17 protein-coding genes are annotated in these 23,321 nt (G+C 73.0%); 15 read left to right on the top strand and 2 right to left on the bottom strand.

Annotation, left to right across the window (positions count from 1 at the left end):
• Positions 1–33: 33 nt before the first annotated feature.
• Entirely contained in the window at positions 34–1,053 is a 1,020-nt protein-coding gene (locus MICAU_RS23885) for a TAXI family TRAP transporter solute-binding subunit (protein ID WP_013287916.1), read from the bottom strand.
• A complete protein-coding gene (locus tag MICAU_RS23880) occupies positions 1,029–3,320 on the bottom strand; it encodes a TRAP transporter fused permease subunit (RefSeq protein ID WP_013287915.1) in 2,292 nt (763 codons plus the stop codon). The genes MICAU_RS23885 and MICAU_RS23880 overlap by 25 nt, the downstream gene beginning before the upstream one ends.
• A gap of 1,026 nt (positions 3,321–4,346) precedes the next feature.
• Between MICAU_RS23880 and MICAU_RS23875 the strand changes: the two genes are divergently transcribed.
• From MICAU_RS23875 to MICAU_RS23805, 15 genes are all read left to right on the top strand, one after another.
• A complete protein-coding gene (locus MICAU_RS23875; protein ID WP_013287914.1) occupies positions 4,347–5,438 on the top strand; it encodes a YihY/virulence factor BrkB family protein in 1,092 nt (363 codons plus the stop codon).
• A 208-nt stretch (positions 5,439–5,646) separates the two neighbouring features.
• On the top strand, positions 5,647–6,825 hold the full coding sequence (locus MICAU_RS23870; RefSeq protein WP_013287913.1) for an ROK family protein: 1,179 nt from the start codon (positions 5,647–5,649) through the stop codon (positions 6,823–6,825).
• Positions 6,826–6,883: 58 nt separating this feature from the next.
• Positions 6,884–8,452, top strand: a complete 1,569-nt coding sequence (locus tag MICAU_RS23865) for a sugar ABC transporter ATP-binding protein (protein ID WP_013287912.1) — start codon at positions 6,884–6,886, stop codon at positions 8,450–8,452.
• Positions 8,449–9,537: an ABC transporter permease gene (locus MICAU_RS23860; protein ID WP_013287911.1), complete on the top strand. Its 1,089-nt coding sequence runs from the start codon at positions 8,449–8,451 to the stop codon at positions 9,535–9,537. Before MICAU_RS23865 ends, MICAU_RS23860 begins: the two co-directional genes overlap by 4 nt.
• 93 nt (positions 9,538–9,630) lie before the next feature.
• Positions 9,631–10,683, top strand: a complete 1,053-nt coding sequence (locus MICAU_RS23855) for a substrate-binding domain-containing protein (protein WP_013287910.1) — start codon at positions 9,631–9,633, stop codon at positions 10,681–10,683.
• A 53-nt stretch (positions 10,684–10,736) separates the two neighbouring features.
• Positions 10,737–11,909: a Gfo/Idh/MocA family protein gene (locus MICAU_RS23850; protein WP_369752285.1), complete on the top strand. Its 1,173-nt coding sequence runs from the start codon at positions 10,737–10,739 to the stop codon at positions 11,907–11,909.
• A 210-nt stretch (positions 11,910–12,119) separates the two neighbouring features.
• Complete coding sequence (locus MICAU_RS23845; RefSeq protein ID WP_013287908.1) at positions 12,120–13,268, top strand: inositol-3-phosphate synthase; 1,149 nt, start codon at positions 12,120–12,122, stop codon at positions 13,266–13,268.
• Entirely contained in the window at positions 13,265–14,173 is a 909-nt protein-coding gene (locus tag MICAU_RS23840; RefSeq protein WP_013287907.1) for an SCO3242 family prenyltransferase, read from the top strand. The genes MICAU_RS23845 and MICAU_RS23840 overlap by 4 nt, the downstream gene beginning before the upstream one ends.
• A complete protein-coding gene (locus MICAU_RS23835; RefSeq protein ID WP_013287906.1) occupies positions 14,170–15,066 on the top strand; it encodes a sugar phosphate isomerase/epimerase family protein in 897 nt (298 codons plus the stop codon). Before MICAU_RS23840 ends, MICAU_RS23835 begins: the two co-directional genes overlap by 4 nt.
• A 34-nt stretch (positions 15,067–15,100) precedes the next feature.
• A complete protein-coding gene (locus MICAU_RS23830; RefSeq protein WP_013287905.1) occupies positions 15,101–15,706 on the top strand; it encodes an EboA domain-containing protein in 606 nt (201 codons plus the stop codon).
• 1 nt (position 15,707) lies between these two features.
• On the top strand, positions 15,708–16,559 hold the full coding sequence (locus tag MICAU_RS23825; RefSeq protein ID WP_013287904.1) for a TatD family hydrolase: 852 nt from the start codon (positions 15,708–15,710) through the stop codon (positions 16,557–16,559).
• Entirely contained in the window at positions 16,559–17,746 is a 1,188-nt protein-coding gene (gene eboE / locus MICAU_RS23820) for a metabolite traffic protein EboE (RefSeq protein ID WP_013287903.1), read from the top strand. Before MICAU_RS23825 ends, eboE begins: the two co-directional genes overlap by 1 nt.
• The gene (locus MICAU_RS23815; RefSeq protein WP_013287902.1) at positions 17,743–19,137 is read left to right on the top strand and encodes an alkaline phosphatase family protein; all 1,395 of its coding nucleotides are present in this window, start codon (positions 17,743–17,745) and stop codon (positions 19,135–19,137) included. Before eboE ends, MICAU_RS23815 begins: the two co-directional genes overlap by 4 nt.
• The gene (locus MICAU_RS23810) at positions 19,134–20,201 is read left to right on the top strand and encodes a polyprenyl synthetase family protein (protein ID WP_013287901.1); all 1,068 of its coding nucleotides are present in this window, start codon (positions 19,134–19,136) and stop codon (positions 20,199–20,201) included. The genes MICAU_RS23815 and MICAU_RS23810 overlap by 4 nt, the downstream gene beginning before the upstream one ends.
• Before the next feature lie 275 nt (positions 20,202–20,476).
• Positions 20,477–23,311, top strand: coding sequence for an RICIN domain-containing protein (locus MICAU_RS23805; protein WP_013287900.1), 2,835 nt, complete (start codon positions 20,477–20,479; stop codon positions 23,309–23,311).
• Positions 23,312–23,321: the final 10 nt, after the last annotated feature.

The following is a 23,321-nucleotide window of genomic DNA, read 5'->3' as shown; positions in this document are numbered from 1 at the left end:
CCCGGACGCGCGTCCGGGCCCGGCCCGTTCGGGTCAGCTCGCGCCGAGGTCGCTCAGCGCCCGCTCCGCGCCGCGGTGCAGCGGCACGGGGTCGGTCTTGCGGGCGTTGCCCAGCTCGATGCCCTTCGCCGCCGGGTTCGCCTGGGCCAGGGCGTCCTTGGAGTCGAACACCGTCCGGGTGATCGCGCAGGCCACGTCGGCGTCCAGGTTGTCCCGCACCAGCAGCACGTTCGGCACCACGATGGTGGGCACGTCGGCCGGGGTCCGGTAGATGTCCTTGCCGATGGTGCCCGCCTGGTACGCCGGGTTCAGCTCGGCCATCTTCGGCAGCAGCGGGCTGATGTCGACGAACTTCACCTTGTCGCCCGACGTGGTGAACAGGTCGGTGACCCCGCCGGTCGGCACGCCGCCGGACCAGAAGAAGCCGTCGATGCTGCCGTCCTTCATGCCGTCGACGGTCTTGGTGAGGTCCAGCCGCTGCGCCTGGATGTCCTTGGCCGGGTCCAGTCCGGCGGCGGTGAGCAGCCGGTTGGCGATGACCTCGGTGCCGGACTTGGGCGAGCCGGTGGAGATCTTCTTGCCCTTCATGTCGGCCACCGACGTGATCCCCGCGTCGGCGCGGACCACCACCTGCGTGTAGTTGTCGTAGATCCGGGCCAGCGCCTTCACCGGCTGCGGCGAGCTGAAGCTCCCCTTGCCCTGCACCGCGTTGACGGCGGTGTCGAACAGCGAGAACGCCACGTCGTACTGGCCGGCGACGAGCTGCTCGACGTTCTGCACCGAGGCGCCGGTCTCGGCGGCCGTCCCGGTGAGCTTGCCGTCGGTGGTCTTGCTCAGCTCACCGGCGAGCGCGTTGCCGACCACGTAGTAGACGCCGGTGGCGTTGCCGGTGGCGATGCCGACCCGGGTGTCCTTGGTGACCTTGCAGCTGACCTCGCGGGCGGCGTCGTCCTTCGCCGCGCCGTCCTGACGGCCCCCGCAGCCGGCGGCACCGGCGGCGACCAGGACCAGTGCCCCGACACCCGCCACTATCCTCGCGTCGATCCGTCCCACTCTCTCTCCTCCCCAAGGTCCACGGATTCTTCGACCGCCGGGCGGCCGGGGTGCCCGGCGGCGCCACGTCGGACGTACACGCCCGCGACCGCGAGCGCGGCGAGCGCCGCGCCGATCGCCATGGGCAGTGGTTCCAGCCAGAGCAGCACCAGCCCGGCGATCGCGCCGACGATCCGCTCCGGCACGCCGGCCGGGCCCACACCGGGTAGCCAGCCGCCGGCCGCGACCGCCAGCACCGCGACACCCAGTGCCGACACCAGGCCGGCCGTCACGATCCGCCCGGCGCCGCCGATGCCGAGCAGGCCGAGACCGGTCGGTGTGATCACGAAGGCCAGCGGAATCAGGTACGCAGGCAGCGCGTACCGCAGGGTCTGCCACATGGTCGGCACCAGCCGGCCGCCGGTGACCGCGGCGGCGGCGACAGCTGCGAGCGCGGTCGGCGGCGAGACCTCGGACAGCACCGCGAAGTAGAAGACGAACATGGCCGCGGCGGGCGCTTCGACGCCCAGGTTGAGCAGCGCCGGACCGATGATCACCCAGCCGATGACGAACGAGGCGGTGACCGGCACGGCGAGGCCGAGCAGGCTGAGCGCGACGGCGGCGAGCACGGCGGTGAGGGCCAGCACCACTGCCGGCTCGGAGCTGACCGCCTGCGCGCCGTCGATCAGCAGCGCTGCGGCCTGCGGCCCGAGGCCGGTCTTCGTGGTGGTGGCGGTGATGATGCCGGCCGCGGCGCAGACGGCGCTCACCGCGAGCACCCCGCGTACGCCGTCGCGCAGCGCCTCCACCAGCCGGGCCGGCGTGAGGCGGTGCCGCCGGTCCAGGAAGGACAGCACGGCGGCGAGCACGGTGGCGATGACGACCGCGCGCATCGCCGACGCGCCGAGTGCGAGCACCACGATGATCACGAAGAGCGAGAGGAAGTGGTAGCCGAAGCGGGCCAGCAGCCGCCAGGCCGAGCCGGTGTCGATGACCACCGGGCGGACCCCGGAGCGCCGGGCGTCGATCTCGACGGAGAGCAGGATGCCCAGGTAGTAGAGGATCGTCGGCACCGTCGCCCAGCCGAGCACCTGGAGGTAGGAGACGCCCAGGTACTCGGCGATGATGAACGCCGCGGCGCCCAGCGTCGGCGGCGACAGGATCGCCCCCACACCGGCGGCGGCGAGCATGCCGCCCGCCCGCTCGGCCGGGTAGCCGGCGCGGCGCAGGATCGGCCAGGTCACCGCGCCGATGCTGACCGTGGTGGCGGCGCCGGAGCCGGAGACCGTGCCGAGCAGGAAACCCGAGGCGACGGCGGTGCGCCCGGCGGCCGTCCGGGAGCGGCGGAACGCGGCGGCGGACAGTTCCACGAAGAACCGGCCCGCGCCGGACAGGTTGAGCACCGCGCCGTAGATGGTGAACAGCACGATGTAGGAGGCGGCCACGTCCAGCGGGGTGCCGTAGAAGCCGCTGTCGGAGTTGTAGAACGCGTCGACGAGCTGCCCGAAGTCGAGCCCCGCGTGCGCCACCGGCCAGGACTGCGGCAGCAGCCCGCCGTAGTAGCCGTACCCGAGGAACAGCACGCAGACCGCCGGCAGGATCCATCCGGTCGTGCGCCGGCACGCCTCCAGCAGCAGAAGCAGCAGCCCGGTGCCGAACGCCACGTCCAGCGGATCGAGCAGGCCCTGCCGGTCGAGGAAGGCGTCATACCCGCCGCCACCGGCGCCGATGGTGACCGGCAGCACCGGGTAGAGGCAGACGACGAGCGCCGCGAGGGCCAGCAGCCAGTCCACGGGCGTCGGTCCGCGCCGGTCGTCCGCGTCGGCCGCGTCAGCCTTGGCGCGTCGCAGCCGCACCCCCGAGGGGTACGCGAGGAACACGATCGGCAGGACGCCGGCCAGGAAGAAGATCAGGTAGTACTTGCTGCCCTGGGCCAGCGGGAAGAACACCTGCCAGAGCGTCAGCAGCCCGACCGCGACGGTGATGCCGGTGAAGAGGACACCGACCGGTCCGGCGAGTACGCGTCCCGGCTTCTCCTCCTCGAACCGGGCGGCCAGTTCGCGGGCGTCCTGGGTCTGTTCCGGGCTCTCGCTCTTGTCGCGGGTCTCGTTCTCGCCCGTGGTGTCGTGCTCGCCTGCGGTGTGGTGCTCGTCCGCGGTGTGGTGCTCGCCTGCGGTGTGGTGCGCTGCTCGGCTGTGGTGGTGGGTCTCGCCCGGCCCGTCGTCGGCCCACTCGGGTCCGGCGACGCTTCCGTCGTCCGGCGGCAGCGACACCACCTCGGCGTCCACGTCGGACCCCGGTCGTCCGCCGGACGGCGGCCGGGGTTTGGGGGGAGTCGCGTCGGAGGGGCGAACGGGCGGCACGAGGGGGCACGATACGCGAATAGCGCGCATGTTGGGAACATTGCCGATCGTGATTGCAATGAGTGACGGAATGGAGCTTCGCTCACTCGCGTCACTTATTTCTTGAAACTGTTTCGCAATGGCGGGAGAAGGGTTCTCCCGGCTCTCTCCCGATATCACTTACAACGATGAAGAATGAACGTGCCGGGGATGCTTGTCGTCACGCAACGTGTCCGCTGAGGTGGGTGCGTCTTTCGTGGCGGCTCGCGCGGACGGCGCCCGTAGCACCCCGCTCGCGCCGTGCTGTGTGCGCTCGCGCCCGCCACGCTCACCCGGTTGGGAAATGGCTGGAAAGCGTCTTCGCCGTCTCGCGTTTCCACGATCGACTCCACTTCGCCGAGGTGGTGGCATCGGAAGACGGATCACGCGTTACCTCAGCGCCCTGGCCTTCGCCGCCCGCACACCGCGCTCTCGCTTCCGCACAGGCGGCCGGTCGACCGGTGGCCGACCCTCGGTGAGTGGAACGTCATGGGTGCTTCCGGCCCCGTTTGACACCCATGACGTTCCACTCGTCGTGACGGTCGTCGTGATGGCGGCGATCGGTGGTCGCGGTGGCGCGACGGCTCTCCGGGATTTCGGGTGGGGAGTGGCGGGGCGACGGTGGGAGCGCTGCTCCCGCCGCCTTTGCTCTGCATCCATCGGCGCACATGGTTACGGAGCGTGTCTGTCGCGCGCGTGGCTGCAGAGCCAGAGGCGGCGAGCGGGCGGAAGGTGCCGACGGGGGAGGCGGCGACAGGGCGCGGGCAGTGGAGCGGGTGGGAGTTAAGGGCCGGGCGCGGCCGTGGAAGGGGCCGGCAGGGAGGTGGGTGGGGACGGTCGCCGGCGGTCGAGTGGCCGGTTTGCGGGTGCGGTGGTTATCGCTGCCCTCGTCAGGGCATGTCGTGCGGGACGACATGACGACGAGGAGGTGCCATGGCCGCCCGCGACGACGCCCACGACGTCCACGAGGACACCCGCGACGGGCGCAAGGACGCCCCCACCACGCGCGACGACGCCCGCGCCGGGCACGACCGGCCGGACGGGCGGAAGCACGCCGGACCGGTGGGGCCGGACGACGGGCCGGACAGCCCGGCCGACCTGTCGGCGACGGGCTGGATGGCGACCCTCAAGCGGACGGTGCAGGAGTTCCAGGACGACAGCCTGACCGACTGGGCCGCCGCGCTCACCTACTACGGCGTGCTCTCCATCTTCCCGGGCGTCCTGGTGCTGATCTCGGTGCTCGGCCTGCTCGGGGAACGGGCCACCGAGGGGGTGCGGGACACCGTCGGGCAGGCGGTGCCGGAGGAGAACATCCGCCGCATCATCGAGAGCGCTATCGACCAGGCGGGCCAGTCCGGCGGGCTGGCGAGCATCGCGGCGATCGTCGGTCTGGTGGCGGCGTTCTGGTCGGCGTCCGGTTACGTCGCCGCGTTCATGCGCGCCTCGAACAGCATCTACGACGTGCCGGAGGGGCGGCCGATCTGGAAGACGCTGCCGGTGCGCCTCGGCGTGACCGCGGTGATCGGCGTGATGCTGCTGATCAGCGCCGTGATCGTGGTGTTCACCGGCGGACTTGCCGAGCAGGCCGGGAACGCGATCGGGCTGGGCGAGACCGCCGTGACGGTGTGGAACATCGCCAAGTGGCCGGTGTTGCTGGTGCTGGTGAGCCTGATGTTCGCGATCCTCTACTGGGCCTCGCCGAACGCCCGGCACGGCGGCTTCCGCTGGGTCAGCCCCGGCGGCGTGCTCGCGGTGGTGCTCTGGCTGGTGGTCTCCGGCCTGTTCGCGCTCTACGTCAGCAACTTCGGCTCGTACAACAAGACGTACGGCGCGGTGGCCGGCGTGATCATCTTCCTGGTGTGGCTCTGGCTGAGCAACGTCGCCATCCTGCTCGGCGCCGAGTTCGACGCCGAGCTGGAGCGCAGCCGCGCCATCGCCGCCGGGCACCCGGCCGACGAGGAGCCCTACGTCGAGCTGCGCGACGACCGCAAGCTGCGCAAGAAGGGCCGCGCGCACTCCCGCTGACCCGAAAACGCATCGCCCCGCCCGGAAGAATCCCCGGCGGGGCGATGCGTTTTCATGATCCGGAACTCGCTTTTGTTCGTATGGACAAAAGTTTGCATCAGACGTGCCGAAGCTATGGACATGCGGCCCGGAAGGCTCCTACTGTGTCGGACACAACACACATCGCTGTCGTCGATGTGACGGACTTCCGATGCGGAGGTGACTGCCGGTGCGGACGGTCGACCCCCTGCACGTACGGCTTCTGCGACTGCTCCGGGACGAGGGCGCGGTGTCCCGCGCCGAACTCGGCGACCGGCTCCAGATGCCCCGCCCGCGCCTGCTCGCCGAGCTGGAGCGCCTGGTCTCCCTCGGCTACGTGGCCGAGGCGGGGCTGGCCGCCTCCCGGGGCGGGCGGCGCTCCACCCTCGTCGAACTGAGCCCGCACCTGCGGTTCGCCGCCGTCGACCTGGGCGCCAGTTCGATCGACGTGGAGGTGGTGAACGGCCGGCTGGAGACGGTGGCCGCCTACACCGAGACCGCCGACATCCGCTCCGGCCCGAAGGTGACGCTCCAGCGGGTCAACGAGCTGCTGCACAAGGCCAAGGTGGACGGCGCGTACGAGCGGCTCGACGCGGTGGGCATCGGCGTACCGGGGCCGGTCAGCTTCCGCGACGGCGTGCCGGTCTCCCCGCCGATCATGCCGGGCTGGGACCGGTTCCCGGTCCGCGAGCTGCTCACCCGTGAGCACGGCTGCCCGGCCGTGGTCGACAACGACGTCAACATCATGGCGATCGGCGAGCGGCACGGCGGCGTGGCCCACTCGGTCGACGACTTCCTGTTCATCAAGATCGGCACTGGTATCGGCTGCGGCATCTACCTGCACGGCGAGGTCTACCGGGGCACCGACGGCTGCGCCGGGGACATCGGCCACATCCAGGTCGACCCGAACGGCCCGATGTGCAGCTGCGGCAACCTCGGCTGCCTGGAGGCGGTGTTCAGCGGCGCCGCGCTGGCCCGGGAGGCGACAGTCGCGGCCCGCACCGAGGTGTCCCCGGCACTGGCCGAGCGGCTCGCGGCCCGGGGGGTGGTGACCGCGCTCGACGTGGCGCAGGGGGCGATCGAGGGGGACGTCACCTGCATCCAGCTCATCCGCGACGGCGGCCGGCGGGTCGGCAGCGTACTGGCCGGGCTGGTCAGCTTCACCAACCCGTCGATGATCGTGATCGGCGGCGGGCTCGCCCAGCTCGGGCACATCCTGCTGGCCGAGATCCGCAGCGTGGTCTACCGCCGCTCGCTGCCGCTCGCCACCGGCAACCTGCCCGTCGTCCTGTCCGAGCTGGGCCCGCGCGCCGGCGTCGCCGGCGCGGCGGTGCTGGCCAGTGACCTCGCATTCGGGGAGGCAGCGTGAGCGCGAGGAGTGAGCCGGTCTTGCGAGCCCCGCAGTCGCGAACGAAAGGCGGTGCAGCGTGAACGACACCGGCAAGCCGCTCGTCGAGGCGCCCGCGGACGCCGTCGCGGGCGAGGTGGTCCTGCGCCTCACCGACGTCGTCAAGACGTTCCCGGGGGTACGCGCGCTCGACGGCGTGCAACTGGAGGTGCGGGCCGGAGAGGTCCACTGCCTGCTGGGGCAGAACGGCGCCGGTAAGTCCACACTCATCAAGGTGCTGGCCGGGGTGCACCGGCCGGACTCCGGCGAGGTGCTCTGGCGGGGCGAGCCGGCCTCGTTCGCCAACCCGCAGGCCGCCATGCGTGCCGGCATCGCCACGATCTACCAGGAACTCGACCTGGTCGACGACCTGTCGGTGGCGGAGAACGCGTTCCTCGGCCACGAGCCGCGCCGGTTCGGCTTCGTCCGGCGGGGGCACATGGCCCGGCGTACCCGGCAGATCCTGGCACGGCTCGGCCACCCGGAGATCCCGCCGGGACGGCTGGTGCGGCACCTGCCCGCCGCCGGGAAGCAGATCGTCAGCATGGCCCGGGCGCTGTCCCACGAGGCGCGGCTGATCATCATGGACGAGCCGAGCGCGGTGCTGGCCCACGACGAGGTGGCGAACCTGTTCCGGATCATCCGGGAACTCACCGCGCAGGGCATCGCGGTCATCTACATCTCGCACCGGCTGGAGGAGATCCGCGAGATCGGCGACCGGGTCACCGTACTCAAGGACGGCCGGACCACGGCGGCGAGCCTGCCGGCCCGCGAGACGCCGACCCGCGACCTGGTCGCCCGGATGACCGGGCGGACCATCGAGTACGTCTTCCCGCAGCGCCCGGCCGACCACGGGGGCGGCGCGGAGCTGTTGCGGGTGGACGGGCTGACCCGGCACGGCGAGTTCGCCGACGTCTCGCTCGGGGTCCGGGCGGGAGAGATCGTCGGCATCGCCGGGCTGGTCGGTTCCGGCCGGTCGGAACTGCTGGAGACCATCTTCGGCGCGCGCCGGGCGCACGCCGGGACGGTCCGGGTGGACGGCCGTGCGCTGCGTCCCGGCAGTGTGGGCGCGGCGGTACGGGCCGGGATGGGCATGGCGCCGGAGGAGCGCAAGAGTCAGGCGCTGCTGCTCGGCGAACCGATCTACCGCAACGTCACGCTCGCCACGTTCAGCAGGTACGCCCGCCTCGGCTTCACCGACACCGGACGGGAACGCGCCGAGGCGGACCGGATCGCCGCGTCGCTGGAGCTGCGGCCCCGGGACGTACGCCGGCCGGTGCGCACGCTGTCGGGCGGCAACCAGCAGAAGGTGGTGGTCGGGCGGTGGCTGCTCGGAGACACCCGGCTGCTGCTGCTCGACGAGCCGACCCGGGGCGTGGACGTGGGCGCCCGCGCCGAGCTGTACCAGGTGATCCGCGATCTGGCCGCCCGTGGCGTCGGGGTGCTGCTGGTCTCCAGCGAGGTGCCCGAGGTGCTGGGCCTGGCCGACCGGGTGCTGGTGATGCGGGAGGGCCGGGTGGTCCGCGAGGCCCCGGCCGGCGAACTGGACGAGAACACAGTGCTCGACCTCGTCATGGCGGGGTCTCTCATGGAAGGCGCACCGGCATGAGCGATGTCAGAGAATCCTCGCTGCCCGCGCAGTCGCCGCCGGTGGAGCGGACGGAGACCGCGAAGGCCGGCGCGCCGGCGAAGCTCTCCTGGTGGCGCGGTGACGGCGGGGAGGGCGTCAAGCGCAACCTCGGCCTGCTCGCCACGCTCGTCGTGCTGGTGGTCATCGGCGTCCTGACCCGCCCCGACCTCTACGGCGACCCGAACTGGGTGTGGGGCAACACGCTCACCATCCTCAAGCTCGCCTCGGTGGTCGGCGTGGTCACCGTCGGCATGACCTTCGTGATCATCGGCGGGGGCATCGACCTGTCGGTCGGCGCGATCGTCGCCCTCGCCGGGGTCTGGTGCACCACAGTGGCCACGCAGAGCTACGGCGCGGGCGGCATGATCTTCACCGCGCTCACAGTCGGGCTCGCCGTCGGCGTGGTGAACGGGCTGCTCGTCTCGTACGGGCGGCTGGTGCCGTTCATCGCCACGCTCGCCATGCTCGTGGCCGCCCGGGGGCTGGCAGCGGAGATCTCCGACAAGCAGACCCAGGTGTCGGGCAACACGTTCATCAACGGCATCGCCAGCACGAACGTGCTCGGCATCCCGCTGCTGGTCTACATCCTGGTGGCGGTGGTGGCGGCCGGCTGGGTGCTGCTGAACCGGACCACGTTCGGCCGCCGTACGGTGGCGGTCGGCGGCAACCCGGAGGCGGCCCGGCTGGCAGGCATCAACGTCCGCCGGCACACAGTGCTCCTCTACGCGCTGTCCGGCCTGTGCTGCGGCATCGCCGCGGTCATGCTGACCGCGCAGGCCACCTCCGCGCAGGCGGCGATGGCCAACCTCTACGAGCTGGACGCGATCGCCGCCGCGATCATCGGCGGCACGCTGCTCAGCGGCGGGCGGGGAACGATCATCGGCTCCCTGCTCGGGGTGATCATCTTCTCCACCATCACCAACCTGTTCGCCATCAACAACCTCTCCGCCGAGGCCCAGAACATGGTCAAGGGCGGCATCATCGTCGCCGCCGTCCTGGTCCAGCAGGTGCAGTTCGGCAGTCTCACCCAGTTCCTCGCCCGCAACCGGGCCACCACCACCTGACCCCACCCGCGCACACCCCGGCTGCCGTCGTACCGACTGTGGTCCGGCCCGCCACACCCGAAACCACCCCACCACCTCATCCCAGGAGGCGTCATGAGAACACCGCGCCATGACCTGTCCCGCCGCCGGCTGCTCTTCGGCGGGGCCGCCGTCTCCGCCGGGGTGCTGCTCGCCGGCTGCACCAGCAACGAGCAGAACCCGACCGAGGCGCAGACCAAGGCGGCCGGTTCCGGCGCCAACACCGAGACGGGCAAGAAGGTGAGCATCGGCTTCTCCGCCCCGGCCGCCGACCACGGCTGGATCGCCGCCATCACCAACAACGCCAAGGCGCAGGCCGGGGCGTACCAGGACGTGGAGCTGAAGTCGGTCGAGGCCGGCGCGGACGCGGCGGCCCAGCGGGCGGCGCTGTCCACGCTGATCTCGCAGAAGCCCGACGTGATCGTGCTGCTGCCGCACGACGGCAAGGAACTCAACGCGTTCGGCCTGGAGGCGATGAAGGCCGGCATCCCGGTGGTCAACCTGGACCGGGCCTTCCCGGACGCGCGGGCCTACCGGCTGCAGATCAAGGGCGACAACTACGGCATGGGGGTGGCCGCCGCCACCTACATCGCCGAGCAGCTCAAGGCCAAGGGCGTCAGCAACCCGGTGATCGGCGAGATCCCCGGCATCGAGTCGCTGGAGCTGACCCAGGAACGGTCGAAGGGGTTCGCCGACACGCTCGCCTCGTACGGGTTCAAGGTCGCCAACCGGCGGCCCGCGGAGTTCACAGTGGACTCGGGGCAGCAGGCCGCCACCGGTCTGTTCCAGGCGCTGCCGAAGATCGACGCGGTCTGGAACCACGACGACGACCAGGGCATCGGTGTGCTCGCGGCGGTCAACCAGGCCAACCGCAAGGAATTCGTCATGGTCGGCGGCGCCGGCTCCAAGAAGGCCATGGAGGACATCGCCGCCGACAACACGGTCCTCAAGGCCACAGTCACCTACAGCCCGTCGATGGCCTCCTCGGCCATCTCCCTGGCCCGCCTGATCGGCCAGGGCAAGGGCATGTCCGACCTGGTCGAACTCCAGGTACCGAAGGAGATCGTGCTCGCCTCCGAGACGATCACCAAGGAGAACGCGAGCGACTACCTGAAGCTCGGGTTCTGACACACGGGGGGAGACCCACCTTGTCCAGTCACGACAGCATCCTTCGGGTCGGCATGGTCGGCTACGCGTTCATGGGCGCCGCGCACTCCCAGGCGTGGCGCACCGTGAACCGGGTGTTCGACCTGCCGGCGCGGGTGCGGATGGCGCTCGTCTGCGGCCGCGACGAGCCGAAGGTGGCCGAGGCCGCCGACCGGCTCGGCTGGGACGGCTACACCACCGACTGGCGGCGGCTCGTCGAGTCCGACGAGATCGACGTGGTCGACATCTGCACGCCGGGGGACAGCCACCGCGAGATCGCACTCGCCGCGCTCGCCGCGGGCAAGCACGTGCTGTGCGAGAAGCCGCTGGCGAACAGCGTCGCCGAGGCCCGCGAGATGACCGAGGCCGCGGCCCGGGCACGCGAGTCCGGGGTACGCGCGATGTGCGGCTTCAACTACCGGCGGGTGCCCGCTGTCGCCCTGATGCGGCAGCTGGTGGCCGACGGGCGGATCGGCGAGATCCGGCACGTCCGGGCGACCTACCTCCAGGACTGGATCGTCGACCCGCAGTTCCCGCTGGTGTGGCGGTTGCAGAAGGACAGGGCGGGCTCCGGCGCGCTCGGTGACATCGGCGCGCACATCATCGACCTGACCCAGTACGTCACCGGCCAGCTCGTCACCGGGGTCAGCGCGCTCACCGAGACGTTCGTGCGTCAGCGGCCGCTCGTCGCCGGGTCGAGCGGCCTGGCCGCGCAGGCCGACGGCAACGGCAGCGCGACGGGCCAGGTGACAGTTGACGACGCGGCGGTGTTCGTGGCCAGGCTCGACGGGGGAGCGCTGGCCACGTACGAGGCGACCCGGTTCGCCACCGGCCGCAAGAACGCCCTGCGGGTCGAGATCAACGGCTCGCGCGGCAGCGTCGTGTTCGACCTGGAACGCCTCAACGAGCTGGAGTTCCTGGACGCCACCCGGCCGGCCGCCGAGCAGGGCTTCAGCCGGATCCTGGTGACCGAGCCGGACCACCCGTACCTGGGTGCGTGGTGGCCGCCCGGCCACATCATCGGCTACGAGCACTCCTTCACCCACCAGGCGCGCGACTTCGTCGAGGCGGTCGCCACCGGCGCCGACCCGGCCCCGTCGTTCGCCGACGCGTTGCAGGTCCAGCTCGTGCTCGACGCGGTGACCCGCTCGGCCGAGCGGGCCGCCTGGACGGAGGTGGAGCCCGCTCTGGCCGAAGCTTCCGCCTGACCCGAGACGGCCCCTACGGGGTCCGTCGACACTCACCGGCGCCGGCCGGCGAGGGCCCGCCGCGGTTGCGCCCCGCGGCGGGGACGAGGCCGGCTCCGGGGAGCGTGCCGCCGGTGTCCGCCGGCACGACCAGCACGGCCCTCCGGTGCGGCCGGACCGGGATTCCCCGGCCGCACCGGTGGACCGGCCATACCTGGGGAGGTAGCGCGAATGCGTACGGGTGTCTGGCTGGTGGGTGCGCGCGGCTCGGTCGCCACCACGAGCGTGGTCGGGGGACTGGCCCTGCGGGCCGGGCTCACCGCGCCGACCGGCTGCGTGACCGAGCTGCCCGACCTGCGCGGGCCCGCCCTGCCGGGCTTCGCCGATCTCGTCTTCGGCGGCCACGACGTGGTCACCACCCCGCTCACCAAACGCGCCGAGGCGCTCGCCGCCGCAGGCGTGCTGCCCGCCCGGCTGGCCGACGCCGTGGCGCCCGACCTGGCCGCCGTCGAGGCGTCGCTGCGGCCCGCGCCCACCGAGGGCGGCCAGGGCGAGCGGATCGCCGCGGTGGTGCGCGACCTGACCGACTTCCGCAGCCGGAACGGGCTGGACCGGGTGGTGGTGGTCAACGTCGCCGCCACCGAACCGGCGCCCGCCCCGCACCCGGCCCACAGCGACCTGGCCGCGCTGCGCGACGCGCTGACCGGCCCGGCCGACGTGCTGCCGCCCAGCTCCGGATACGCGTACGCGGCGTTCACCGCGGGCTGCCCGTACGTGGACTTCACCCCGTCCACGGGCGCCCGCCTGCCGGCCCTGGCCGCGCTCGCCGCCGAACGAAAGCTGCCGTACGCCGGGCACGACGGCAAGACCGGCGAGACGCTGCTCAAGTCGGTGCTCGCGCCGATGTTCGCGATGCGGCACCTGGCCGTGCGCTCCTGGTCCGGCACGAACCTGCTCGGCGGCGGCGACGGCGCCATGCTCGCCGACCCGGCCGCCAACGCCGCGAAGGTGGGCAGCAAACAGCGGGTGCTCGCCGAGACGCTCGGCTACCTGCCGCAGGGCCACACCCGGATCGAGTACGTCGAGGAACTCGGCGACTTCAAGACCGCGTGGGACCTGGTCACGTTCGCCGGTTTCCTGGGCACCGGAATGCGGATGGAGTTCACCTGGCACGGCTGCGACTCGGCGCTCGCCGCGCCGCTCGTGCTGGACCTGGCCCGGCTCACCGCCGCCGCGCACGCCGCCGGCCGCCACGGCCCGCTGACCGAGCTGGCGTTCTTCTTCAAGGACCCGCTCGGCGCGACCGGCCACGCGCTCGGTGAACAGTGGACGGTGCTGCGGGAGTTCGCCGCCGCCCTGCACGCCCGGGTGACGCCGTGACCCGCCTGGCCGACCTGGCCGAGCTGGTCCGGGCGCCCGCCGCGCTCTCCGTACCCGGGGACGTGCTCTCCGGCGCGGCGGCCGCCGGTGCGCTCGGTCCGCGTACACCGGCCCTGGCCGGCGCGTCGGTGCTGCTGTACTGGGCCGGGATGGCCGCCAACGACTGGGCTGACCGGCGGCTGGACGCGGTCGAGCGGCCGGAGCGGCCGATCCCGTCCGGCCGGGTGCGCCCGTCGGTCGCGCTCGGCGTCGCGTCCGGCCTGACCGCCGCCGGGCTCGCGGTCGCCACCGCCGCCGGGGGCCGCCGGGCGGCGGCAGTCGCGCTGCCGCTCGCGGCCACGATCTGGGGGTACGACCTGCGCGCGAAGAACACCGCCGCCGGGCCGGCGGTGATGGCCGCGTGCCGAGGGCTGGACGTGCTGCTCGGCGCGTCCGGCGGGCGGGTGGTCCGGGCGCTCCCGGCCGCGCTCACAGTCGCCGCGCACACCTGGACCGTGACCGCGCTGTCCCGCCGCGAGGTGACCGGCGCGGACCGGCGGTTGCCCGGCCTCACGCTCGCCGGCACCGCGCTGATCGCGCTCACCACTTCGGCCCGGCCGACCGTGTTAAGCGGGGCCCCCTCCTCTACCGGATGCGTTAAGAGGGGGCCCTTCCTTCGGCTCGGGGAGCTGGTTCCGGCGGTGCTCGCCGCCGGGTACGCCGTCCGCTACGGCCGGGCGCAGGCCCGCGTGCTCGCCGACCCGTCACCGGCCCGGGTGCGAGCCGCGGTCGGCGCCGGGATCACCGGGCTGCCCGCGTTGCAGGGCGCGCTCACCGCCCGCGCCGGGGCCCGGCTGCTCGGCCTCGCCGTGGCCGGCGCCGCGCCGCTCGGCCGCCGCCTGGCCCGACTGATCTCACCGACATGACCGCCGCGCCGGCCACCCGGCCCACCGCCGGCCCGCTGTCCGGGCCGGGCGCGCTGCGCTTCGGGTACGGCACCAACGGCTTCGCCAACCACCGGCTCGGGGACGCGCTCGCGGTCCTCGCCGACCTCGGCTACGTGGGCGTCGCGCTCACCCTCGACCACGACCACCTGGACCCGTTCGCCCCCGGCCTGGCCCGCCGGGTCGCCGCCGTTCGTCGACGGCTGGACGCGCTGGGGCTGGCCGTGGTGGTCGAGACCGGCGCCCGGTACCTGCTCGACCCGCGGCACAAGCACGCGCCGACGCTGCTGCACGACGACCCGGCCCGGCGGGTGGAGTTCCTGCGCCGGGCCGTCCGGATCGGCGCCGACCTGGGCGCGGAGGCGGTCTCCTTCTGGGCCGGGGTACGCCCACCCGGCGTACCACCCGGCGTCGCCGCCGACCGCCTGGTGGCGGGCTGCGCGACGGTGTGCGCCGCGGCGGCGGAGGCGGGTGTGCCGCTGGGCTTCGAACCGGAGCCGGGCATGTTCGTGGAGGACATCGCCGGGTGGTGGCGGCTGCGCGAGGCGCTGGGCGCGCCGCCCGGCTTCGGCATCACGCTCGACATCGGGCACTGTCGCTGCCTGGAGCCGATGCCGGTGCCGCAGTGCGTGTCGGCGGTCGCCGCGCATCTGGTCAACGTGCAGATCGACGACATGCGCCGGGGCGTGCACGAGCACCTGGAGTTCGGCACCGGCGAGATCGACTTCCCGCCGGTGCTGCGCGCCCTGGCCGACGCCGGCTACCGCGGGCTGGTGGCCGTGGAACTGCCCCGCCACTCGCACGCCGCACCGGCCGTCGCCGCCCGCTCACTGGACTTCCTGCGCGCCGCCGCCTCGCGCGGCGAGGGGCGGTGACCCACCACCTTCCACCCGGCAGAGGGGAGACGGCATGACACCCGACCGACTGCGCGCCGCGCTTCGGGGCGTACCCGATCCGCAGTGGCTGGACGCGGCGCTGCGCCGCGTCGCGACCGAACCCACGGCGATCGGGCGGTTCTTCGCCGCCGCCGCCCGGCGGTGCGGTCGCCTGCCGCTGCCCGACCCGCCCGGCTGGACGGCGGACGAGGCGGCCCGGGCGCTGCTGCTGACCGCGCTGCCGCACGGCCACGCCGCCGCCGCGGAGACGCTGTACCGGCAGGGCGACGCCGCCGAGAAACGCGCCGTGCTGCGTGCGCTGCCGCTGCTGCCGATCGGCGCGGAGTGCGTGCCGCTGCTGCACGACGCGACCCGCACCAACGACACCCGGCTGGTGGCCGCGGCGCTCGGCCCGTACGCCCGGCACCTGGAGCAGGCGACCTGGCGGCAGGCGGTGCTCAAGTGCGTGTTCACCGGCGTGCCGCTGGCGGTTGTCGACGGCCTGCCGGAGCGGGCCGACGGCGAGCTGGCCCGGATGCTCGCCGCGTTCGCCGCCGAACGGCACGCCGCCGGCCGCGACATGCCCGCCGACGCGACCGACCTGCTGCGCCGGCTGACCATCCCCACGACGGAGGCGTGACATGCGCATCTTCGACCCGCACATCCACATGACGTCCCGCACCACCGACGACTACGAGCGGATGGCCGCCGCGGGCGTCCGCGCGGTGGTCGAGCCGGCGTTCTGGCTGGGCCAGCCGCGTACGAGCGTGGACAGCTTCGTGGACTACTTCGACTCGCTGATCGGGTGGGAGCCGTTCCGGGCCGGCCAGTTCGGCATCCGGCACCACGCCACTGTGGCGCTGAACCCGAAGGAGGCGAACGACCCGCGCTGCCGCCCGGTGCTCGACCTGCTGCCCCGCTACCTGGACAAGGACGGCGTGGTGGCGGTCGGCGAGATCGGTTACGACGCGATGACGCCGGCCGAGGACGCCGCGCTGGCCGGTCAGCTCGCCCTGGCCGTCGCGCACGACCTGCCGGCGCTGGTGCACACGCCGCACCGGGACAAGGCGCGCGGCGTCGAGCGGACGCTCGCGGTGGTCGCCGAGTCGGGCATCGCGCCGGGACGGGTGCTCGTCGACCACCTCAACGAGGTGACCGTCGAGCTGGTCCGGGACACCGGCTGCTGGCTGGGCTTCTCGATCTATCCGGAGACGAAGATGTCGCCGCCGCGGATGGTGGAGCTGCTGAAGCGGTACGGCACCGAACGGATGCTGGTGAACTCGGCGGCCGACTGGGGCCGGTCGGATCCGCTGCTGACCCGGGCCACCGGGGAGGCGATGCTGCTGGCCGGGTTCGACGCCGACGACGTGGACCGGGTGCTGTGGCGCAACCCGGTGGAGTTCTACGGCCAGTCCGGCCGGCTCGACCTGACCGACCTGGAGACGAGCGACCCCACCTTCGCCGGCAACTCGATCGCCCGTGGGGGGCAGTGATGCGGCTGCGCCACGCCGACGGCACGACCGTCCATCTCGGCTACTGCACGAACGTGCACCCGGCCGAGGACCTGCCGGGCATCGTCGCCCAGCTCGACACGTACGCGGTGGCGGTCCGCCGGGCGCTCGACGTGGACCGGCTCGGGCTCGGACTCTGGCTGGCCGCGCCGGTGGCCGCCGCGCTCGCCGCCGACCCGCCGGCCCGGCGCCGGCTGCGCCACGAGCTGGCGGTACGCGGGCTGGAGGTGGTCACGCTCAACGGCTTCCCGTACGCCGCGTTCCAGGCCCCTGTGGTCAAGGGCGCGGTGTACCACCCGGACTGGACCACGCCGCAACGGTCGGCGTACACGCTGGACCTGGCCCGGGTTCTCGCCGACCTGCTGCCCGACGACGCCGTCCGGGGTTCGATCTCGACGCTGCCGATCGCCTGGCGCACCCCGTGGGACGCCGGGCGGGCCGCCACCGCCCGGCGTCGCCTGGACGCGCTGGCCGAGGGCCTGGCCGCCGTGCAGCGGGAGACCGGCCGGGTGATCCGGGTCGGCTTCGAACCGGAACCGGGCTGTCTGGTGGAGTCGACGGGACAAGCACGCGAGGTATTCTCAGACATGGATACCGACCGGCTCGGGATCTGCGTGGATCTCGCGCACCTGGCGTGTGCCTGGGAGCAGCCGGCGGATGCCCTGGCCGGGCTGCGTGCCGCCGGTCTCCCCGTGGTGAAGGTCCAGGTGTCCGCAGCGGTCGAGGCCCCTGACCCGCCCGCCGCGAACGCGGCGCTGCGCCGGTTCGTCGAACCGCGCTTCCTGCACCAGACGCGGGCTGCCGATTGCGCAGGCGCCGCCGATCCGGCCGATCCGGCGTACGCGGCCGACGACCTCGACGCCGCGCTCGACGCGCGGCTGCCCGGGGCGTGGCGGGTGCACTACCACGTGCCGTTGCACGCACCGCCCGAGCCGCCGCTGCGCTCCACAGCGCCGGTGCTGCGCGAGGCGCTGGCCGCGTTGTACGCCGGTCCCGTCGCCGGCTGCGACCACCTCGACGTCGAGACGTACACCTGGGGGGTGCTGCCGGAGGCGCGGCGGCCGCGCGGCGACGCGGAGCTGGCCGCCGGCATCGCCGCCGAGCTGGCGTTCGCCCGCGACGAGCTGACCGCGCTCGGCCTGGCCACGACGGTGGGGGCGCCCTCGTGAGCCGGCGGCTCGTGGTGCTCGACGTGGTCGGTCTGACGCCGCGGTTGCTGGCGCACATGCCCCGGCTGCGCGCAGTGGCCGACGCCGGGTTCGCCGCCGAGCTGGGCACCGTGCTGCCGGCGGTGACCTGCTCGGCGCAGTCCACGTTCCTCACCGGCGAGCTGCCCGCCGGGCACGGCGTGGTGGGCAACGGCTGGTACTTCCGCGACCTGGGCGAGGTGCTGCTCTGGCGGCAGCACAACGGGCTCGTCGGCGGCGAGAAGGTGTGGCAGGCGGCCCGCCGCGTCGAGCCGGGCTACCGGGTGGCGAACGTCTGCTGGTGGTACGCGATGGGCGCGGACGTGGACTGGACGGTCACGCCGCGCCCGGTCTACCACGCCGACGGGCGCAAGGAGCCCGACTGCTGGACCGACCCGCCCGAGCTGCGGGACACCCTCACCGACGCGCTCGGCACGTTCCCGCTGTTCAGCTACTGGGGGCCGGGTGCCGGGCTGCCGTCCTCGGCGTGGATCAGCCGGGCGGCGCAGCGCATCCTCGCCGATCACGCTCCCGACCTGACGCTGGTCTACCTGCCGCACCTGGACTACGACCTGCAACGCTTCGGCCCGTCCGGCCCGCAGGCCGCCGCCGCGGCGGCGGAGCTGGACACCGTGCTCGGTCCGCTGCTCGACGCCGCGCGGGAGCGGGACGCCACAGTGGTGGCGTTGTCCGAGTACGGCATCACCGACGTGTCCCGCCCGGTGGACGTGAACCGGATGCTGCGCGCCGAAGGGCTGTTGCGGGTCTACACCCAGGCCGGGATGGAATATCTCGACCCGTGGACGTCGCGGGCGTTCGCGGTGGCCGACCACCAGGTGGCGCACGTCTACGTCGAGGATCCGGCGGACGTGCCGGCGGTGGCGAAGCTCTGCGCGTCGCTGCCGGGCGTGGCCGAGGTGCTCGACGCCGCCGGGCAGGCCGGGTACGGGCTGGATCACCCCCGCTCGGGTGAGCTGGTGCTGGTGGCCGAGCCGGACGCCTGGTTCACGTACTACTACTGGCTCGACGACGCGCGGGCGCCCGACTTCGCCCGGCTGGTGGAGATCCACCGCAAGCCCGGCTACGACCCGGCCGAGCTGTTCTTCGACCCGGCCGCGCCGGGTGCGGCGAAGCGCCGCGCGGCGGTGGCGCTGGCCCGCAAGAAGCTCGGGTTGCGCTACCTGATGTCAGTGGTGGGGCTGGACGCGGGCGCGCGTGCGGTGCGTGGTTCACACGGGCGCCTGCCCGTCGACCCGGCGGACGGCCCGGTGCTGCTCTGCTCCGACCGGGCCGCGATCCGGCCCCGGGTGGAGGCCACCGATGTGAAGGCGTTGCTGCTCGAACTCGCCGGACTGGCCAGGGAGGCACCATGACCGTAACCGTCGCACCGACCGATCCGGCCCTGCTGCGGGGCCGCTTCGACGCCGCGCTAGCCGCGTTCCTGGACGCGAGAGAGCCGGATCGGCCGGACGACGGTACGGGGGCCGTCCACACCGCTGTGCGCTGGTTCGTCCTGGCCGGCGGTAAGCGGATGCGGCCGTTGTTCTGTTACTGGGGCTGGCGGGGGTTCGGTGGCCCGGACGCCGCGCCGATCGTGGTCGCCGCGGCGTCGCTGGAGCTGTTCCACGCGTTCGCGCTGATCCACGACGACATCGTGGACCGCAGCGACCGCCGCCGGGGCGCGCCGACGCTGCACCGGTTCTTCGCCGAGCTGCACGCCGCGTCCGGCTGGCCGGGCGACCCGGTGGCGTACGGGCGACAGGCCGCGGTGCTCTGCGGCGACCTCTGCGCCACCTGGTCGGCGCAGATGTTCCACGGGTGCGGGTTGCCGCCCGAGCGGCTGCGCCGGGGGCACGTGCTGCTGGCCCGGATGCGCTCGGAGGTGATCGCGGGGGAGTACCTGGACGTGGTCGGGGCGGCCGGGGACGGCTCGGTGGCGAACGCGCTCACAGTGGTACGGCTGAAGACGGCCCGCTACACGGTGACCCGTCCGGTGCAGATCGGTGCCGCGCTCGCCGGTGCGGCGCCGGAGGAGGTGGCCGCGCTGGCCGGGTTCGGCGACCCGCTCGGGGACGCGTTCCAGCTGCGCGACGACCTGCTCGGCGTCTTCGGTGACCCGTCGGTGACCGGCAAGTCCAACCTGGACGACCTGCGTGAGGGCAAGCCGACGGTGCTGCTGGCGCTGGCCCGGGCGTCCGCCTCGCCGGCCGGTGCGGCCCGGCTGGGGGAGCTGGTCGGCGATCCCGGCCTCGACCAGTCGGCCGCGGCCGAGGTGCGGGGCATCGTCGAGGAGTCCGGTGCCCGGGAGGCGGTGGAGCGGATGATCCGTACCCGGGCCGACGCGGCACTTGTCGCGCTGGACGCGTTGCCGCTGGCGGAACCGGCGCGGCGGGTGCTGGCGGCGCTCGCGGAGCGGGCGGTCGACCGCCACGAGTGACACCTACTTTTGTCGCTGAGCGCCGAAAGTCAAAGCCAATCGATCAGAAGCTATGGACAGGCTGATCGAAAGGTCTTAATGTCGTGCACAGCACAACGCTGTTTCGCCGAGGCGACCGCCCCGCACCGCCCGCCTCGGCGAGGTGACCTCCGGTCCCGACCGGAGGTCGCGGCCCGCCGACCTCCCCGGCAGGCCGGCGCAGCATCCCCCTGCTCGGCATCCGGCGCGACGCGCGCCCGTTCCTGGCTGCGCGCGTCAGGAAGGGACAGCACAGCATGTCCAGCCACCACCACCCCCGTGCCCGACGACCGTTCGCCGCTGCCGCAGCGCTGCTGCTCGCGGCCACCGCCGGCACCGTCACAGTGGCCGCGGCGTCCGTCCCGGCGTCCGCCCACCCGATCCCGGCGAGCGACTTCCAGCAGGTCGAACTCGCCCGCGGTGTCGCCGAGACCGGCGAACCGATGTCGCTCGCGGTGCTGCCCGACCGGTCGGTCCTGCACACCGCCCGCAACGGCACGCTGCGCCGCACCGACGCGGCCGGCGCCACCACGGTTATCGGCACGCTGCCTGTCTACACCCACGACGAGGAGGGGCTCCAGGGCGTCGGCGTCGACCCCGGCTTCGCCTCCAACCGGCACATCTACCTCTACTACGCGCCGCCGCTGTCCACCCCGGCCGGCGACGCGCCCGCCACCGGCACCGACTTCTCCGCCTGGCAGGGCGTCAACCGGCTCTCCCGGTTCACCCTCAACGCCGACTTCACGCTCAACCAGGCCAGCAAGGTCGACGTGCTCGACGTACCGGCCGATCGGGGGCTGTGCTGCCACGTCGGCGGCGACATCGACTTCGACGCCGCGGGCAACCTCTACCTGTCCACCGGCGACGACACCAACCCGTTCGACTCGGCCGGCTACGCGCCGATCGACGAGCGCACCAACCGCAACCCCGGGTACGACGCGCAGCGCAGCGCCGGCAACACCAACGACCTGCGGGGCAAGATCCTGCGGATCAAGGTGAACGCCAACGGCACCTACTCGATCCCGGCCGGCAACCTCTTCGCGCCCGGCACCGCGCGGACCCGCCCGGAGATCTACGCGATGGGCTTCCGCAACCCGTTCCGGATCAGCGTCGACAAGGCCACCGGCATCGTCTACGTGGGCGACTACGGGCCGGACGCCGGCACCACCACGGCCCGCGGCCCGTCCGGGCAGGTCGAGTTCAACCGGGTGACCGGGCCCGGCAACTACGGCTGGCCGTACTGCACCGGCACCAACACCGCCGCCGAGACGTACGCCGAGTGGGACTTCGCCGCCGGTACCGCCGGCCCGAAGTTCAACTGCACCGGCGGGCCGACGAACAACTCGTTCCGCAACACCGGCCTGGCCACGCTGCCGGCGGCGAAGCCGTCCTGGATCCGCTACGCCGGTGACGCCGGCAGCCCGCCCGAGTTCGGCGGCGGCTCCGAGTCGCCGATGGGCGGCCCGGTCTACCGGTACGACGCGGCGAACCCGTCCACCACGAAGTTCCCGCAGTCCTTCGACGGGCAGTTCTTCGCCACCGAGTTCGGCCGGGGCTGGATCAAGCCGATCCACGTCGGCGCGGACGGCTCACCCGGCACCATCGACAGCTTCCCGTGGACCGGCAAGCAGGTGATGGACTCGGCGTTCGGCCCGGACGGCGCGTACTACGTGCTCGACTACGGCACCGGCTACTTCAACGGCGACGCCAACTCGGCGCTGTACCGCTTCGACTACCTGGGCGGCGCCAACCGCGCCCCGGTGGCCCGCGCCGCGGCCGACCGGACCTCCGGCGCCGCGCCGCTGACTGTGGCCTTCTCCTCGGCCGGCTCGTCCGACCCGGAGGGCGGCGCGCTGACGTACGCCTGGACGTTCGGCGACGGCGGCACCTCGACCGCCGCGAACCCCTCGCACACCTACACCACCAACGGCAGGTACACCGCCACCCTCACCGTGCGCGACCCGCAGGGCGCCACCGGCACCGCGAGCGTGACGGTCACAGTGGGCAACACCGCGCCGACAGTCGTCATCGAGACGCCCGGCAACGGCAAGCTGTTCTCCTTCGGCGACACCGTGCCGTTCCGGATCACCGTCACCGACCCGGAGGACGCCACGATCGACTGCACGAAGGTCAAGATGACCTACGTGCTCGGCCACGACCAGCACGGCCACCAGATCACCTCGGCGACCGGCTGCACCGGCTCGATCGCCGTACCCGTCGACGGTGAGCACGACGACGCGGCGAACATCTTCGCCGTCTTCGACGCCGAGTACACCGACTCCGGCGGCCTCACCACGCACACCCAGCACACGCTCCAGCCCCGGCACCGCCAGGCCGAGCACTTCAAGACCTCGTCCGGGATCAACACGTTCGACAAGGCCACCGCCGAGGGCGGCAAGACCGTCGGCGACATCCACAACGGGGACTGGATCGCGTTCCAGCCGTACCTGCTCGCCGACGCCACCGGGTTCACCGCCCGGGTGTCGTCCGCCGGAGCCGGCGGCACGCTCCAGGTGCGGGCCGGCTCGGCCACCGGCACCGTGCTCGGCTCGGCCACCGTCCCGGTCACCGGCGCCTGGGACACGTTCACCACAGTCACCGGCACGATCGCCAATCCGCCGGCCGGCACCACCACGCTCTACCTGACGTTCGCCGGTGGCACCGGGGCGCTCTACGACCTGGACGCGTTCACGCTCACCACGTCGGCCGTGCGCACCGGCCCGGTCAAGGGCCTGGCCGGCAAGTGCCTGGACGTGCGCAACGCCGCCACCGCCGACGGCACCCAGATCCAGCTATACACCTGCAACGGCACGACGGCGCAGTCGTGGACCGTGACGCCGAACGGCACCGTGAAGGCGCTGGGCAAGTGCCTGGACGTATCCGGCGGGGCCAGCGCGGACGGCACGAAGATCCAGCTCTACACGTGCAACGGCACCGGGGCGCAGAACTGGTCCGCGCAGGCCGACGGGACCGTGCGCAACCCGCAGTCGGGCAAGTGCCTGGACGTGTCCGGCAACAACTCGGCCGACGGCACGGCGGTGCACCTGTGGACCTGCACCGGCGCGGCGAACCAGCGCTGGACCCTGCCGTGAGGATGAAGGA

Origin of the sequence: Micromonospora aurantiaca ATCC 27029, assembly GCF_000145235.1 — a bacterium.
Lineage (GTDB): Bacteria > Actinomycetota > Actinomycetes > Mycobacteriales > Micromonosporaceae > Micromonospora > Micromonospora aurantiaca.
This window is presented reverse-complemented; position numbering and strand designations above follow the sequence as displayed.